Source organism: Mycolicibacterium palauense (genome assembly GCF_002592005.1).
Lineage (GTDB): Bacteria > Actinomycetota > Actinomycetes > Mycobacteriales > Mycobacteriaceae > Mycobacterium > Mycobacterium palauense.
Genome location: NZ_NVQF01000027.1, coordinates 53,989 through 69,003, shown reverse-complemented (window position 1 = coordinate 69,003; position 15,015 = coordinate 53,989). Strand labels below are relative to the sequence as shown.

The window sequence follows — 15,015 nt, the reverse complement described above, 5'->3', positions numbered from 1 at the left end:
CTATCCGGGTGCCGTCAGGACCGGGGCGGGCGGGGCCGCATCAGCACCGCCTGCTGGATGGCCCCGACCGGGCCGTGCTCGTCGAACAGCGTGCCGACGGTGGCCCCGATCCCGTCGGGGCCGTAGCTGGTCTCGGCCCGGATTCCGGTCCAGTCGCCTTCGGGCATTCGGTAGATGTGCACGGCCAGATCGGTGTTCAGGAACGTCCACCTGCGGATGTCGAGCCTGTTGCCCAGCCCGTTGGCGCAATCGGCGACGGCGAACAGCCGCTGCAGCGGTGACATGGTCTCACCGCCGACCAGGTCCACCGTCGGCGACAACCAGGACTCCCCGGGCCCGTCGTTCAGCGGTGGTGTCAGCCACCGCCAGTCCAGGCTGTGCACGTAGTTGCGTTCCCAGTCCTTGTGCATGTCGCGGCTGCGGGCCTCGGCCAGCGGGCGCAGCGGCGGTTCAGGGGTGTGGAGCAGGGTGGGGGTGTCGACGGTCTGCATCCGCCATCCGCTGGCCCGGGCGACCGGCCGGGTGCCGCCGTCCGGGCCCGGGCCGAGCATCTCGGCGCCGACCAGTTCGATCTGCTTGCCGGGCCGCTGGATTCGTGACCGCACCACGAACTCCCCCTCGGCCGGGACGCCGCCGAGCAGGTCGACGACCACCCGGCTCAGGCGGGTGTCCTCGCGCCGCGCGCAGCGCTCCAGCGCCCGCACCAGCAGCGCGGAGACCGGTGCGGCGTGCTGGATGGCCGCCGACCAGGTGCTGCGTACCAGGTCGGTGGCGGCGAACCGCTCGGCTTCCGGCTGTTCGGGATCTTCCCCGAGACGTTCCCCGAGACGTTCCCCGAGACGTTCCCCGAGACGTTCGTAGTAGGCGTCGGACACCGCGTTGCTCTCCGTTCCTGCCGGATACATCTAGGGCCGGCCGGCGCCGGGGACGTCGACGGTGAGCGCATCCACCCGGGACAGTTTCGTGCCCACCAGCCGCTGCGGGTAGGCGTCGGTGGTCGACACCAGGAACAGGGTGCGGCGCTCCGGCCCGCCGAGGGTCGCGGCGATCGCGGTGCGCGGACCGATGTCGATACGGGCGGTCACCGCGCCGCCGTCGGCGATGCGATCGAACCGGCAGCCCAGTGTCATCGCCGCCCACACCTGACCGTCGGCGTCGAGCGTGATGCCGTCGGGCGGGGCGTCGAGCGCGTCGGCGAAAACCCGGCGCTCGCCCAGCGCGCCGCCATGCTCCACCGACAGCGCCGTCAGCCGTCGGCCGGTGGACTCGGCGACGATCAGCGTGGCCCCGTCGGGGGTGATCACCATGCCGTTGGGAAAGTCCAGTCCGGTGGCCACCACCCGGTGGGAGGCATCCGGGTCGACCCGGATGATCACCCCGTGCTCGCGGGCCTGCGCGCCGACATAGGCGCGGCCGTGGGCGTCGATGACCAGGTCGCCGAGGCTGGCCGGGGCCACCCCGGACAGGTCGGCGAGCACGGTGACCCGCTCGCCGTCGTAGCGCAGCAACTGGCGTTTCTCGGTCGAGACGATCAGCAGGCAGCCGTCGGGACAGAACCCCAGGCCCGAGGGGGCGTGCCCCGGCAGCGGCAGGGTCGTCATGGACCCGTCCGGCGTCACGGTGTGCACGGCCTCGCCGAGCATGTCGGAGAACCACAACAGACCCTCGAACCAGCGGGGCCCCTCCCCGAAGCAGAAGCCCTCGGCCACCGGGGTCAGGGCCGCCGCCGCCTGCCCCGACTCGCCGCCGAACCCAATCGAACCTTTACAAAACACCGTCTAAGTGTCACGCTCGCTGAGTGCCACTGTCAACCATGGGCCCGCCGTCATGAAGAAGTACTACGGACACACCCTGCTGTACCTGCACGAGACCATAGCGCTGGGATCGGGCAGCAGCGGACAGTTCGGCGAGGTGTTCGGTGAGATCTACCAGCCCATGATGAGTGAGCTGGGGGCCCGGCTGTTCGCGATCTGGGAGGCCACCCCCTACAACGGGCACTGGCCGCAGGTGACCGTGATCTGGGAGATCGACGCGTTCGCCGACTACGCCCGTATCGGGCGCGCCCAGGCGCCGGGCGGCAGCCACCGCGAGGCCGCGGCGCGCTGGGCGGCGTTCCTGTCCGGGATCGGCGCCCACGGCGAGGGCCGGATCATGTACGCCGGCAAGTACAACAGGACCCTGGCCCAGCTGCGCGAGGCCGACTTCGGCGCCGGGCTGGTGATCCAGGAGATCATGCAGACCAAGCCGGGGCGCCAGGACGACTACATCCGGGAACTGGAGCGGCTCTACGTGCCGTGGTCGGAGTCCACCGGCAAGCGCTGGCTGGGCTCGTTCATCACCACCTTCCGGTTCAACGAGGTGATCCACTACTGGGCACTGGACGGCGACTGGGACTGCTTCGAGAACCACTACCCCTCGTGGAAGGACCAGCCGCCCGCCGAGATCGTCACGTGGATGAGCGTGGCGCCCGCGCTGCGCGACGGCTGGGAGGACTCCATCCTGGCCGCCCTGCCGCCCTCCCCGCTGCAGTGAGGACACCATGACCAGCCCCGACAACGCTGTGACACAGGATCTCTCGAAGGGCCCGGGCAGGGACTTGGGCAGGGACTTCGGATACGACCCGTTCGACGCCGACGTGATGGCCAATCCGCTGCCCTACTACCGGGTGCTGCGCGACGAACACCCCGTCTACTACATCCCCGCCTGGGACACCTATGCGCTGTCGCGGTTCGACGACATCTGGCAGGTTCTCGGCCTCACCGACGGCACCTTCGTGGCCTCCGAGGGCACCCTGCCCTCGGCCGAGGTGCTCGGCCATCGCAACGACGGCCCGGTCGCGGACCCGCCGCTGCACCCGATGCCCTTCCACGCCAACTTCGACTCCCCGCTGTACGAGGAGGTGCGCCGCTGCACCTCCGGCCCGCTGCGGCACCGGCCGGTGGCCAAGCTGGCCGACCGGATCCGCCGGCTGGCCAACGAGCGGCTCGACGAACTGTTGCCGCGGGGCCGCTTCGACCTGACCCAGGACTACGGCGGAATCGTGGCGGCCACCCTGGTGTGCGAACTGGTCGGCCTGCCCACCGACCGGGCGCCCGACGTGCTGGCCACCGTCAATGCCGGCAGCCTGGCCGAACCGGGGGAGGGGGTGGAGGTCGGCAACGCCCGGCCCGGATATCTGGGCTATCTGACCCCGGTGATCGAGGAGCGGCGGGCGGCCGGCGCGGACGGGGCGGTGCCGATCCCCGATGCGCTGATCGGCTTCCGCCTCCCCGACGGCACCCGGTTCACCGACACCGAGGCCGCCACCCAGATGCTGGGGGTGTTCATCGGCGGCACCGAGACGGTGCCCAAGATCACCGCCCAGGGGCTGTGGGAACTGGCACGTCGCCCGGACCAGATGGCCGCGGTGCGTGCCGATCTCGACGCCAACGTGCCGGTCGCCCGCGAGGAGATCATCCGCTACTGCGCCCCCGCGCAGTGGTTCGCCCGCACCGCGCGCCGGCCCTACGAGATCCGCGGCACCACCATCCAACCCGGCCAACGCGTCATCACGCTGCTGGCCTCGGCCGCCCGCGACGAACGGGAGTACCCCGAACCCGACGAATTCCACTGGGACCGGCGCATCGAACGGTTGTTGTCCTTCGGGCACGGCCAGCATTTCTGCCTCGGAATGCACCTGGCCCGCCTGGAGATCACGATCATGATCACCGAGTGGCTCAAACGGGTTCCCGAGTACCACATCGACGCGGAGTCGGCGTCGCGGCCGCCGTCGAGTTTCCAGTGGGGCTGGAACCGCATCCCGGTGCAGGTGTGAGATGTGGTGCTACCGGCTGGTCGCGCCCTACACCTTCGAGCGCACCGAGATCCCCGCACCGTCGGCGGAATCACTGACCGACGGCCAGGTGCTGCTGGATTTCCGGGCCGCCGGGATCTGCGGCAGTGACCTGCCCGGCTTCCGCGGCACCAAGGGCAGACTGCCCGGCGACACCGGCTCGTGCGCGGCCGAGATGAACGGGTTCCCGATCCACGAGATCGTCGGCGACGTGCTGGCCAGCGCCCACCCCGAGCACCGGGAGGGCGACCGGGTGGTCGGCTGGGCCTCGGGATTCGACGGCCTGATGGACCGCGTGGTCGCCGACGGCGCCGGCCTGGTCGCCGTCGACCCCGGACTCGGCAGCGCCCGGGCGGTGGCCCTGCAGCCGCTGGCCTGCGTGCTCTACGCGGTGGAGCAGCTGCCCGACCTGCGCGGGCGCACGGTCGCGGTGCTGGGGCAGGGATCGATCGGTCTGCTGTTCTCCTACGTGGCCAAGGCATTCGGCGCCGCACACGTCACCGGCGTCGACCCGGTGGACCGCGGCGAGCTCGGCCCGGCGTTCGGGGTGGACACCGTGGTGCGGGCCACCAGCGACCGGTGGGTGAGCCGGCTGGCCCCGGCCGAGCGCGCCGATGTCGTCATCGAGGCCGTCGGCCACCAGGTCGCCACGCTGGGCCACGCCGTGGAGGCGGCCGCCTTCGGTGGCACCGTCTTCTACTTCGGTGTCCCCGACGACGACTGCTACCCGATCAGCATGCGCACCATGCTGCGCAACAATCTGACCCTGAAATCGGGTGTGACACTGGACCGGCGCCGGGTGCTGGCCCGGGCCGCGGACTTCGCGCGCGAGCATCCCGATCTGCTGCCGGCCTATCTGACCCACACCTTCGCCGTGGAGGAGGCGCAACAGGCCTTCGAACTGGCGTGCCGCCCCGACCCCACCCGGGTCAAGATCGCGATCACCCGATGAGTGCGCGATGACCGCGAGCAGACTGCAGGAGGGGTTCGCCGCGCGCCGGCGGCTCTGGGGCGGGTGGGTCGTCGGTCCGACCGTCCTGGGGCCCGAGGCCTTCGCGGCCGCGGGCTACGACTACGTCGGATTCGACGTCCAGCACGGGTATCTCGACGACGCCGACGTCGCGCTGATGCTGCGGCGGCTCGAACACGTCCCGATCGGCACCCTCGTGCGGCTGCCCTCGGCGGACCCCGCTCCGATCGGCCGGGTGCTCGACGCCGGCGCCGACGCCGTGATCGTCGCCATGGTCGAATCCGCCGGGCAGGCCGCCGCCGCGGTGGCCGCCACCCGCTACGCTCCGGCGGGAGTGCGCAGCTTCGGGCCGCTGCGCGCCAGCCTCGGTCTCGACCCGGCCGCCCTCGAGGCGCGCGCCGGTGTCTACCCGATGATCGAGTCCGCCGCGGGGCTGGCCGCGCTGGAGGACATCTGCGCGGTCCCGGGAGTCGCCGGGATCTACGTCGGGCCCGCCGATCTCGCGATCTCGCTGGGCCATCCGGTCACCGAGGCGTGGACGCATCCCGCGGTGCGTGAGGCGATCACCCGGATTCGCGCCGGCGCCGACGCGGCCGGTCTGATCGCCGGCGTTCATGCCGGCTCCGGTGTGCTGGGCCGGCTCGCGGCGGACTGGGGCTTCCGGATGATCACGCTGGCATCGGAATCGCAGGCGTTGCAGCGCGGGGCCACCGATCACCTGGCCGATGCCGCCGGGCAGGCGCCGAGGCCCGGACCGACCGACAAGGGATACCACTGACTCATGACCACCTCGACGACCACCTCCAGGACCGGCTCCACCCGACACGGGCGGGTCGCCCTGGTCACCGGGGCCGCCCGCGGACAGGGCGCGGCGATCGCGCAGCGGCTGCTCGCCGACGGTTTCGCGGTGGCCGCCTGCGACCTGCGCACCGACGAATTGCGCGAGACCGTGCAGGGTTTCGGCTCCGACGACGTGCTCGCGGTGGCACTGGACGTGACCTCGCCGCGGTCCTGGGCCGCCGCGGTCGCCGCCGTCACCGACCGCTTCGGCGGATTGAGCACCCTGGTGAACAACGCCGGTGTGCTGCACCGGGCCTCGCTGGGCGACGAGACCCCCGAGGGTTTCGAGCGCAGCTGGCGGGTGAACTGTCAGGGGCCGTTCCTGGGCATCCGGGCGGCGTTGGAGCATCTGCGCGAGGCCGAGGGAGCAGCGGTGGTCAACACGTGCAGCACCGGGGCCATCCGTCCGTTTCCGCACCACGCGGCCTACGGCTCGTCGAAGTGGGCGTTGCGGGGGCTCACCCAGATCGCCGCGGCCGAACTGGCCCCCGCCGGGATCCGGGTCAACGCGGTGTTCCCCGGTCCGGTCGAGACCCCCATGCTCGACGCGACGACCCAGGCCCGGCTGATCGAGCGGACCATGGCCGGCCGGCTGGGCCGGCCCATGGAGATCGCCGACGCGGTGGCCTTCCTGGTGTCCTCCCACGCGTCGTTCATCACCGGGTCCGAGCTCGTCGTCGACGGCGGGCAGTCACTGCAGATTGGTTGAGAGACAATGGCTGAAGGTCTGTCGGTAGGAATCATCGGTGCCGGGCCGGGCGGATTGGCCCTGGGCATCTTCCTGAAGAAGGCCGGGTTCACCGACTTCACCATCTTCGACCGCGAGGACGGGGTCGGCGGAACCTGGCGGATCAACACCTACCCGGGGCTGGCATGCGACGTGAAGTCGCACCTGTACTCCTACTCGTTCGATCTGAACCCGCACTGGTCGCGGCTGTGGTCCGACCAGCCGGAGATCCTGGAGTACTTCGAGGACTGCGCCCGTCGCCACCGGCTGGCGCCGCATCTTCGGCTCAACACCGAAGTCCGTGAGGCCCGCTGGGACGCGGCCGAGCGACAGTGGGAACTGACCACCGCCACCGGCGAGCGGTTCCGCTTCGACGTCGTGGTCTCCGCGGTCGGCATGTTCACCCAACCGGTGATGCCGGATCTCGTGGAGGAGCAGCCGTTCTCGGGCACCGTCATGCACACCGCGGCCTGGGACCATTCGGTGGATCTGCGCGGGGCCCGGGTGGCGGTGCTGGGCACCGGGTCGACCGCCTCCCAGGTGCTTCCGGAGGTGGCCAGGGTCGCCGACCGGGTGTACTCCGTGCAGCGCTCACCCACCTGGGTGCTGCCCAAACCCGACCGCCCCTACACCGACCGCGAGAAATGGGTCTTCGCCCACGTTCCCGGGGCCAAGCGGTTCTACCGCACCCGGCTGTGGCTGCGCAGCGAGTCCAACATCTCGGTCATCGAGAACGGCAGCGACAAGACCCAGGAGTTCAGGGCGATCGCGCTGAGACTGCTCGACGCCACCATCGACGACGAACAGCTGCGCGCCCGGCTGACCCCCGATCACCCGCTCGGGTGCAAGCGGCTGGTGTTCGCCACCGACTACCTGCAGACACTGGCCGAGCCGCACGTCGAGGTGGTCTCCAGCCCGGCCCGGGCGCTGCGGGAGCGCACGCTGGTCACCGCCGACGGCACCGAACTCGACGTGGACGTGGTGGTGTGCGCCACCGGCTATGCGGCCGCGGACTACCTGGGCCAGATCGAGGTGCTGGGCGAGGACGGCGTCTCGCTGCACGACACCTGGCGCGACGGGGCGTTCGCGTATCTGGGGATGACGGTGCCCGGATTCCCCAACTTGTTCATGCTCTACGGCCCGAACACCAACGTGGGTTCCAACAGCGTGATCTTCGTGCTGGAGGCCCAGGCCCACTACATCGTGCGGGCGCTGAAGTACCTGCGCCGCAGGCGCCGGACCTACCTGGCGGTCCGGCGCACGGCCACCGAACGGTATCTGGCCCGGATCGACCGGTGGATGGTGGGAACGGTGTGGACCACCCGCTGCAGCAACTACTTCCGTGCACCCAACGGCCGGGTGGTCACGCAGTGGCCGCGCAGCGCGCGGGCGTTCTGGAGCATCACCCGGCGCTTCAGGGCGGGCGACTACTCCTTCGAGCCCTCCGGTGACCATCGGCCGATCTCGGTCGGGACGCACTCGGTGGCGGGCAGGTGAGCCGGCCGGAACAACGACTCGATCCGGCCCTGCGGCACCTCGCCGAGTTCCGCACCGACCTGTCCACCCAGAACCTCACCGCCGCACGCGATTCGCTGAACGCCCGGCGCGCCGCGCAGGTCGCCGAGGTGGCGCTCGACGGTCTCGACGTCCGCGACGACTGGGTGCCCGCCGGTGCCGGCCGCAGGGTCGCGGTCCGGATCTACCGCTGCGGGTCCGAACCCGGTCCCGCGGTGCTGTACTGCCACGCCGGCGCGTTCGTGCTGGGCAATCTCGACACCGACCACCGCCGGTGCGTGGAGTTGGCGCGCCGCGCCTCGGCCACCGTGGTGGCGGTGGACTACCGGCTGGCGCCCGAACATCCGTACCCGGCGGGTTTCGACGATGCCCTGACGGTGCTGCGCTGGCTGGCCGACTCGCCGATCGCCGACCCCGACCGGTTGGCGGTCGCCGGAAGCAGCGCCGGCGGGGCGCTGGCCGCCGGACTGGCGCTGTGCGCGGCGGACGGGACCGGGCCGCCGCTGGTCTACCAGCTGCTGCACCAGCCGGTGCTCGACGACGCGCCCACGCCGTCGAAGCTGGAGTTCACCACCACCCCCGGATTCGACGGTCCCGCGACGGCGCAGATGTGGCGGCACTACGGCGCAGGTGGCGCCGGTGCCACGGTGCCGGCAGCGGCCGTGCCGGCCCGCGCCGGAGACCTGGCCGGGGTGCCGGCCGCCGGCATCACCTGTTCGGAACTCGACCCGCTGCGTGACGAGGCGATCGACTACGCGCTGCGGCTGATGTGGGCCGGTGTGCCGGTGGAACTGCACGTGATCCCGGGAACCTGCCACGGGTTCGACTCCATGGCCCCGCAGTGGGAGGGCAGCGCGCGGGTGTTCGCCCTGCAGGGGTCGGCTCTGCGGCGGGCCCTGCACCCCTGAACCGGCGGGATCAGGACCGGGCGGGTGCGGTCGCCTGATCGAGTTCCCGCGCCACCGCGGCGTGATAGCGGTCGATGAAGGCGGGGTTGACGATCCGGAAGAAGCCGTCGGGCATCGGAGCGTGCTTGGGGGCCTCGATCGTCATGGTCCTGCGGAACAGCGTGATTCCCGGCCCGGGCTCGGTGAAGTGGTACTGCACGCTGATCCGGCCCTCGAACCCGCCGTTGCCCTCGCGGTCGTGGCCGAGCCGGCCCACCGAGTTGAACATCCACAGCGTCGGGCGCATCGCGATCGCCAGGTGCCAGGTGTAGATGCGCTCGCCGTCGGGGCCGCCCTCCTCCCAGGTGTCGCCCACCGTCAGCGGCAGATCCTCCAGCTTGCCGACGTAGTTGCTGCCCGGATAGGTCTTGGTCCAGTTCGCCGGATTGGTGACGAAGTCGTAGACCACCTCCGGTGACTGGGTGAACGCGGTCTCCGACGTCGTCGTCACGATGCCCATGTCTGCCTCACTGTCGAGCTCACTGTCGAGCCTGCTGTCGCGTTACAAAACTAGCCCACAGTGTCACGACGGCGAAAGTCCCGGCGTGAGCCCGTGACTGGAGGTGGTTGACCCGCACCTCCCTCACTCGTCCTCCCGTTGCGGTCGCGACTGCGCCGTTACAAAGCCAGCCCAGTCTGTTATGTGACCCGTTATGTGACGAACCTTTACAAATGCTCGTCACACTGTCACGCTCTGATAGGACCCGTGTCTTGGACCGCAGTGCCGCGCAACGAAAGGACCCGCTTCGTGCCCACTGACCTCGTGACAGCATCGAGTCGGACGGCCGGACAGCGGCAACGCAGGCCCCGCGCCCGGGCCACCCGCTATCGCCTCGACGTGCTCGCCGAGCGGGTCGACGACGTCATCGGGGCCGTGGGAGGGTGGCTGGCCGACCGGGCGTTGGCGGGCTGGGAGGTCAACGTCGCGGTGCGCGAGCCCGATCAGGCCGGGCGGGACGCCCTGCGCATCCTCGGCGCCACGCTCGGAGCGCTGGACGACGCGGGCGACGGGAATCCGCCGCAGGCCGCCACCGCGGCCCTGGCCGTCGCCGCCGAACTGCTGGCGGCCGACACGGCGCTGCGGAGCCGGGTCGTCGAGGCCTACGAACGGGAACTGGCCGAGGTCACCGTGTGGGGTACGGGAATTCCCGTCGACGTGCGCGCCCGGCTGGGCGCCGTGCAGCACACCCTGAGCTTCGCCGCCCGGGCGTTCAAATCCCGCGCGGCCGGACTGGCGACCGCGGCCGGGGCGTGCCCGGTCACCGCCATCGAGGTCTTCCACAGCGGCGCGCGGCGCCCGGTGGCCGCGGATCTGCGTCCGCTGGACACCGCGCAGCACACCGGTGGGGCGGTGCTCTAGATGCGGTACACGATCACCCATCCGATGCACAGCCATCCCTACAACCCCGAACTGGTCACCGGTGACGGGGTGGGGACCATGGCCGCCGCGGCCGAGGCCGCCGGATTCGACGGCTTCGGATTCACCGACCACCCCGCCCCGACCGGGCGCTGGCTGCAGGCCGGGGGGCACGACGCGCTGGATCCCTTCGTCGCGATGGGCTTCGCCGCCGCACGCACCACGAGGCTTCGGCTGATCCCGAACATCGTGGTACTGCCGTACCGGAATCCGTTCGTGGTGGCCAAGGCCGGCGCGACGCTGGACGTGCTGTCGGGTGGCCGCTTCACCCTGGCGGTCGGCGTCGGTTACCTGAAGCGCGAATTCGCCGCGTTGGGTGTCGATTTCGACTCCCGGGCGCGCCTGTTCGAGGAGGCCCTCGAGGTCATCCGCACCATCTGGACCGACGACGACGTCAGCTACGAGGGCGGCGGTTTCACCGCCAGCGGGATCACCGCGCACCCCCGGCCGCCGACCAGCCCGCACCCCCCGATCTGGGTGGGTGGGAACACCGCCGCGGCCCGGCAGCGGGTCGCGGTCTACGGAAACGGCTGGTGCCCGTTCCCGGCGCCGGCCGGGTTGGCCCAGACCGCCCGGACCGCCGCACTGGATTCGGTCGAACGGCTGGCGGCCGCGATCGAGGATCTGCGCCGTCGCCTGGAGAAGGAGGACCGCGACCCCGCCACGGTGGACGTCGCGTTCTCACCGATGACGGGCGGCAGCCCCGGGCACGACGGCTTCGATCCCGACACGTTCCGCGCCGGGGTGGCCGAACTGGAGGCGATCGGCGTCACCTGGCTGCACGTGGCCCTGCCCGGGGACAGCCTGGCGCACGCTCTGGAGGCCATCGACCAGTTCCGGTCCACGGTCATCGAGGCGGACTAGAACCCTCTCCGGTGCCGGCGGGTCAGGATGTGCGCGGTTTGAGCCCGGCGGCGTGCCGCAGCTGCGCCAGGAAGTCGTCGGCGTCCTCACCCCGAACGATGTAGTGGCACACCGCCACCCGCGTGACGGTCGCGGCGGCGACGGCCCGGTCGGGCCCCGAGATCATCCGCTCCAGGCGCTCCCGCATCACCGGCAGCACCAGCGCGATCCGGCTGAGCACCTGCCCGGGCTCGATGTCGACCATCCGCACACCCGAGTAGGAACTCTGAAATTCCACGATGAACCGCAGTGCGGCGTCGAGACGCTCGTTACCCCGCAGGCCCGCGGTGGCCCGGGCGATCCCGCTGTCGAACAGCTCCTGCTCGTAGCGTGAGAACTCTTCGATGAGTTCGTCCTTCGAGGAGAACCATCGGTACAGGGTGGGCCGTGACACCCCCGCCTGCAGTGCGACCTCGGAGAGACTCAGCTTGCTCATCCCGCTTCGGCCCAGCACCTCGGCGGTCGCGTCCAGGATGCGCCGGCTGGTGGACGGGTCGGGACCGCCCGGGGTGCGAGCCGCCGACGCCGATTCATTCACCCGTGCATCATTACAAAGTGGCGCCAAATTGTCACACATCGCCACCGCCCGAAGACGTGCGTCGCCGTACCGGGACAATGGACCGATGAGCGTTCCGCGCATGCCGGAGTCCTCCGCCGGGGTTCCCACGTGTTACCGGCACCCCGACCGCGTCACCTATGTGCGCTGTACGCGCTGCGGCCGCCCGATCTGCGCGGAGTGCATGCGGTCGGCCGCGGTGGGCCATCAATGTGTCGACTGCGTGGCCGAGGGGGCGAAGTCGGTGCGGGCGCCGCGTCCCCATTTCGGCGGCCGACCCGTCGGCCGGCCCGTGGTGACCTATGTGCTGATCGCGGTCAACGTGCTGATGTTCATCGCCCAGACCGCCTCTGTCGATGTGGAGCGCCAACTGGTGCTGTGGCCGCCCGCGGTGGCCGACGGCGAGTTCTACCGCCTGCTGACCTCGGCGTTCCTGCACTACGGGCTGGTACACATCCTGTTCAACATGTACGCCCTCTACGTCGTCGGTCCGCCCCTGGAGGCGCTGCTGGGGCGGCTGCGGTTCAGCGCGCTGTATCTGCTCAGTGCGCTGGGCGGTTCGGTGCTCGTCTACCTGCTCTCGTCGCTGAACTCCGCCACCGCGGGGGCCTCCGGCGCGGTGTTCGGTCTGTTCGGCGCCACCTACGTGGTGGCCAAGCGGCTCAACCTCGACGTCCGGGGCGTCACCGCCCTGATCGTGATCAACCTGGTGATCACGTTCGTGTTGCCGGCGGTGAGTTCGCAGGCGATCAGCTGGCAGGGGCACGTCGGCGGTCTGCTCACCGGCTCCCTGCTGGCCTATGCCTACGCCTACGTCCCGGCGCAGGTGCCGGCCCAGCGCCGCAACCTCGTGCAGGCCGGGGTGACGACCGTGGTTGCGGTGGTCTTCGTCGCGCTGGTCGTCTGGCGCACCGCCGACCTGCTGGCGATGTTCGGCTTGCGGTGACCCGGTAGCCCGCGCCGCCGGCGATAGCGGTTTTCCCGGTCCGGGGGCGGCCCGGTCGTTACGATCGCGATGGATCGGGGTGATACGTGTCATGGTTCTGTTGCGTCAGGTGCTCGGCTACCGGATCAGCGTCGAATCGCTGATCGAGATCGCGATGTGGCTGTCGATCCCCTACCTGGCGGTCGGGCTGGTCTTCACCTTCGTGCACGCCGACTACGTCGACCAACTGCAGGTCCGGCTGCAGACCCAGCTGCCGGCCGGGGCGGACCTGGTGGCGTTCGGTGTCACCACCGTGCTCTGGCCGGTGCTGATGGTGGCCCCGGCGGTGTGCGGGCTGGGCTGACGCGGGGCCGTCCGGGCCACGTTCACGGTGTGCCGGACGCCGCCGGTCCGGCGGGATCAGTCCGGCAGCTCGGCCACGACGTCCGCCTTGGCGGCGTCGAAGCTGAGGAATCCGGCCACCGCCGCGCTCTCGGCGAGCGGCTCGGCGTAGCTCCAGGCCACGTCGTCGATGACGGTGTCCCCGGCCGGGCCGGGTATCACGGCCGCCCAGTAGGTGGCGTAGCCCTTGTAGTTGCAGTAACTGCTGGTCCCGGTCGGGCGCAGCAGCTCGGTGCGGACCCGGTCCGGCGAGACGTAGAGCCGGGGCTGCAGCGATGTCTCGAACAGGATCATCGTGTCGTCGGTGTCGACCAGCGTGGTGCCGGCCGCGGTGACCCGCAGCCGCCGGGTCGTGGGCCGGCAATCCACCCGGTGGTAGGGGTTGGGCGGATAGTGCACGAGTCGGCGACCCTCCTCCAGCCAGGTATCGACCGCCTCCCAGGGCACGCTGACGTAGCCCGGAGCGTGCGGCTCGGGGGTGTGCGGCAACTCGCCGACCTCGGATTCGGGAAACGCGTAGCGCAGCGCCCGGCCCGCCTCGTGCACCATCAGGGCCCGTTCGGTGTCCAGCACGGTTCGCCCGCCGACGATGGCCTGGATCCGGCGCGGATGCGGTTCGGTGTAGGCGATCGGGCTCGGGACGGGCGCCGAGAACCAGCCCGCGCGGTCGGGCCCCAGCGGTCCGCGCCCGGCGACCAGGCTCACCCGGTCACCATGCGTCGTCGGTGTCGAACCGGTTCTTGTCGGTCAGTGCGTTGGGTGTGGCGCACACGATGTGGTAGGCCTGGTTGCCCCCGGCCCGGCGGGCCTCGGCCATCGCGCCGTGGGCCAGCTCGATGAGCTCGTCGAGCAGTCCCTCGGGGGGACAGTCGGCCAGCCCGCGCATCGGGGTGGCCACCACGCCGATGCTGGCCGTCAGCCGCGGCGGGGTGCTGGCGATGGCCCCGCGGACCCGTTCCTCCAACGGTGTCGAATCGGTGTTGGGGAACGTGTCGGCGATGAGGAACTCCGCGGCGTCACCCTTGTCGTCATGGGCGACCACGGCGGTGCTGCGGGTGGTCTCGCGCAGCACCTGGCCGATGGAGACCCGGGCGCGGTCGCAGGCGCTGGGCCCGTCGGTGTCGGTGAGCAGGTTCAGGTTGTCCAGCGCGACCACCAGGATCACCAGGTAGCAGTCGTCGATGCGGCCGCGGGCCGCGATGACCTCGCCGGTGCGGCGGTAGAACGCGGCCCGGCCGAGCAGTCCGGTGAGAGGATCGATGCCGATGCTGAGGGTCTCCACACCCAGCAGCAGCACCACCGCGTGGCAGGCGAACGGGACGGCGGCGCACGCGAAGATCACGAACACCGCGGCGCACACCGCCCACACGATGTCCCCGGAGGCGGCCAGCCGGTAGGCCAGGATTCCCGTCGCCGCGACGGCCAGCGGCATGGTGACCAGCGCCATCCGCGCGCTGTGGAAGAACGCCGCGTAGGCGGTGAGCACCGCGAAGGACACACAACCCAGGAGCCCGGCGACGGGGTGGGTCTGCAGCACACAGATCGCCAGGACGGCGAAGGCGGCCAGCACGACCGACACGGTCGAGGCCCGGCGGGACGGCCAGCCGGCGCGCACCCAGAGCAGTCCCACGGCCATGCAGAACACCGCCGCCACCACGACCACCAGCCGGGCGGTGTCACCGTGGGCGCCCGCCGGGCTGGCCAGCATGGCCAGCGCCAGGACGCCGAGGCCGATCAGGGTCCCCGCCAGGAGCCGCTGGGTGGGCCGCTGCACCCCGCGCGCGGCCAGGTTGGCGGTCACCCAGTAATAGTGGTCCGGGTGATTCCACCAGCGATATAACGCCTTCAGCATCGAGCGCCTCCCTGCGCACCCTCGAGCTCACCGGCGATGAACGGGGGGCATCGAATGCGTATCCGACTCGTGATGGACACGGTACCAAGCTGCGGCAGGCGGGGACAGACCCGCAGAGCCTGCCGTTGA

General features: G+C 71.0%; 17 protein-coding genes. 11 read left to right on the top strand and 6 right to left on the bottom strand.

All coding sequences use genetic code 11. From position 1 onward, the window contains the following. Nucleotides 1-14: 14 nt before the first annotated feature. The gene (locus CSR00_RS13265) at nt 15-875 is read right to left on the bottom strand and encodes a thioesterase family protein (RefSeq protein WP_407662439.1); all 861 of its coding nucleotides are present in this window, start codon (nt 873-875) and stop codon (nt 15-17) included. A gap of 30 nt (nt 876-905) precedes the next feature. Further along, on the bottom strand, nt 906-1,718 hold the full coding sequence (locus CSR00_RS13260) for an SMP-30/gluconolactonase/LRE family protein (RefSeq protein ID WP_099022879.1): 813 nt from the start codon (nt 1,716-1,718) through the stop codon (nt 906-908). A 109-nt stretch (nt 1,719-1,827) separates the two neighbouring features. Between CSR00_RS13260 and CSR00_RS13255 the strand changes: the two genes are divergently transcribed. The 7 genes from CSR00_RS13255 (at nt 1,828) to CSR00_RS13225 (ending at nt 8,792) form a co-directional block, all read left to right on the top strand. After that, a complete protein-coding gene (locus CSR00_RS13255) occupies nt 1,828-2,532 on the top strand; it encodes an NIPSNAP family protein (protein WP_099022868.1) in 705 nt (234 codons plus the stop codon). Nucleotides 2,533-2,638: 106 nt separating this feature from the next. Beyond that, on the top strand, nt 2,639-3,814 hold the full coding sequence (locus CSR00_RS13250; protein WP_245905990.1) for a cytochrome P450: 1,176 nt from the start codon (nt 2,639-2,641) through the stop codon (nt 3,812-3,814). A 1-nt stretch (nt 3,815) separates the two neighbouring features. Continuing rightward, on the top strand, nt 3,816-4,784 hold the full coding sequence (locus CSR00_RS13245; protein ID WP_099022866.1) for a zinc-binding dehydrogenase: 969 nt from the start codon (nt 3,816-3,818) through the stop codon (nt 4,782-4,784). A 7-nt stretch (nt 4,785-4,791) separates the two neighbouring features. Continuing rightward, nucleotides 4,792-5,580 carry an HpcH/HpaI aldolase family protein gene (locus CSR00_RS13240; protein ID WP_099022865.1) on the top strand — a complete coding sequence of 263 codons (789 nt, stop codon included), beginning with the start codon at nt 4,792-4,794 and terminating at the stop codon, nt 5,578-5,580. 3 nt (nt 5,581-5,583) lie between these two features. After that, the gene (locus CSR00_RS13235; protein ID WP_099022864.1) at nt 5,584-6,351 is read left to right on the top strand and encodes an SDR family NAD(P)-dependent oxidoreductase; all 768 of its coding nucleotides are present in this window, start codon (nt 5,584-5,586) and stop codon (nt 6,349-6,351) included. A gap of 6 nt (nt 6,352-6,357) precedes the next feature. Beyond that, a complete protein-coding gene (locus tag CSR00_RS13230; protein ID WP_099022863.1) occupies nt 6,358-7,866 on the top strand; it encodes a flavin-containing monooxygenase in 1,509 nt (502 codons plus the stop codon). Further along, the gene (locus CSR00_RS13225) at nt 7,863-8,792 is read left to right on the top strand and encodes an alpha/beta hydrolase (RefSeq protein ID WP_099022862.1); all 930 of its coding nucleotides are present in this window, start codon (nt 7,863-7,865) and stop codon (nt 8,790-8,792) included. Before CSR00_RS13230 ends, CSR00_RS13225 begins: the two co-directional genes overlap by 4 nt. 10 nt (nt 8,793-8,802) lie before the next feature. Here CSR00_RS13225 and CSR00_RS13220 read toward each other — a convergent pair whose 3' ends face one another. Next, nucleotides 8,803-9,291, bottom strand: coding sequence for an SRPBCC family protein (locus CSR00_RS13220; protein WP_099022861.1), 489 nt, complete (start codon nt 9,289-9,291; stop codon nt 8,803-8,805). 288 nt (nt 9,292-9,579) lie between these two features. Here CSR00_RS13220 and CSR00_RS13215 point away from each other — a divergent pair, with 288 nt between their 5' ends. Both CSR00_RS13215 and CSR00_RS13210 read left to right on the top strand, forming a co-directional pair. Further along, nucleotides 9,580-10,191 carry a hypothetical protein gene (locus CSR00_RS13215; RefSeq protein WP_141564352.1) on the top strand — a complete coding sequence of 204 codons (612 nt, stop codon included), beginning with the start codon at nt 9,580-9,582 and terminating at the stop codon, nt 10,189-10,191. Then, nucleotides 10,192-11,112: an LLM class F420-dependent oxidoreductase gene (locus CSR00_RS13210; protein ID WP_099022859.1), complete on the top strand. Its 921-nt coding sequence runs from the start codon at nt 10,192-10,194 to the stop codon at nt 11,110-11,112. Nucleotides 11,113-11,134: 22 nt separating this feature from the next. Here CSR00_RS13210 and CSR00_RS13205 read toward each other — a convergent pair whose 3' ends face one another. Next, nucleotides 11,135-11,689, bottom strand: coding sequence for a TetR/AcrR family transcriptional regulator (locus CSR00_RS13205; RefSeq protein ID WP_245905988.1), 555 nt, complete (start codon nt 11,687-11,689; stop codon nt 11,135-11,137). Nucleotides 11,690-11,774: 85 nt separating this feature from the next. On the opposite strand from CSR00_RS13205, the gene CSR00_RS13200 reads away from it, so the two are divergent. Beyond that, complete coding sequence (locus CSR00_RS13200) at nt 11,775-12,653, top strand: rhomboid family intramembrane serine protease (RefSeq protein ID WP_099022858.1); 879 nt, start codon at nt 11,775-11,777, stop codon at nt 12,651-12,653. Nucleotides 12,654-12,744: 91 nt separating this feature from the next. Further along, the gene (locus CSR00_RS13195) at nt 12,745-12,996 is read left to right on the top strand and encodes a hypothetical protein (protein ID WP_099022857.1); all 252 of its coding nucleotides are present in this window, start codon (nt 12,745-12,747) and stop codon (nt 12,994-12,996) included. A 56-nt stretch (nt 12,997-13,052) separates the two neighbouring features. Here CSR00_RS13195 and CSR00_RS13190 read toward each other — a convergent pair whose 3' ends face one another. Then, entirely contained in the window at nt 13,053-13,739 is a 687-nt protein-coding gene (locus tag CSR00_RS13190; RefSeq protein ID WP_099022856.1) for a DUF427 domain-containing protein, read from the bottom strand. A 4-nt stretch (nt 13,740-13,743) separates the two neighbouring features. After that, nucleotides 13,744-14,835 (bottom strand): GGDEF domain-containing protein, encoded by a 1,092-nt coding sequence (locus CSR00_RS13185; RefSeq protein ID WP_245905987.1) that lies wholly within the window; start codon nt 14,833-14,835, stop codon nt 13,744-13,746. Nucleotides 14,836-15,015: the final 180 nt, after the last annotated feature.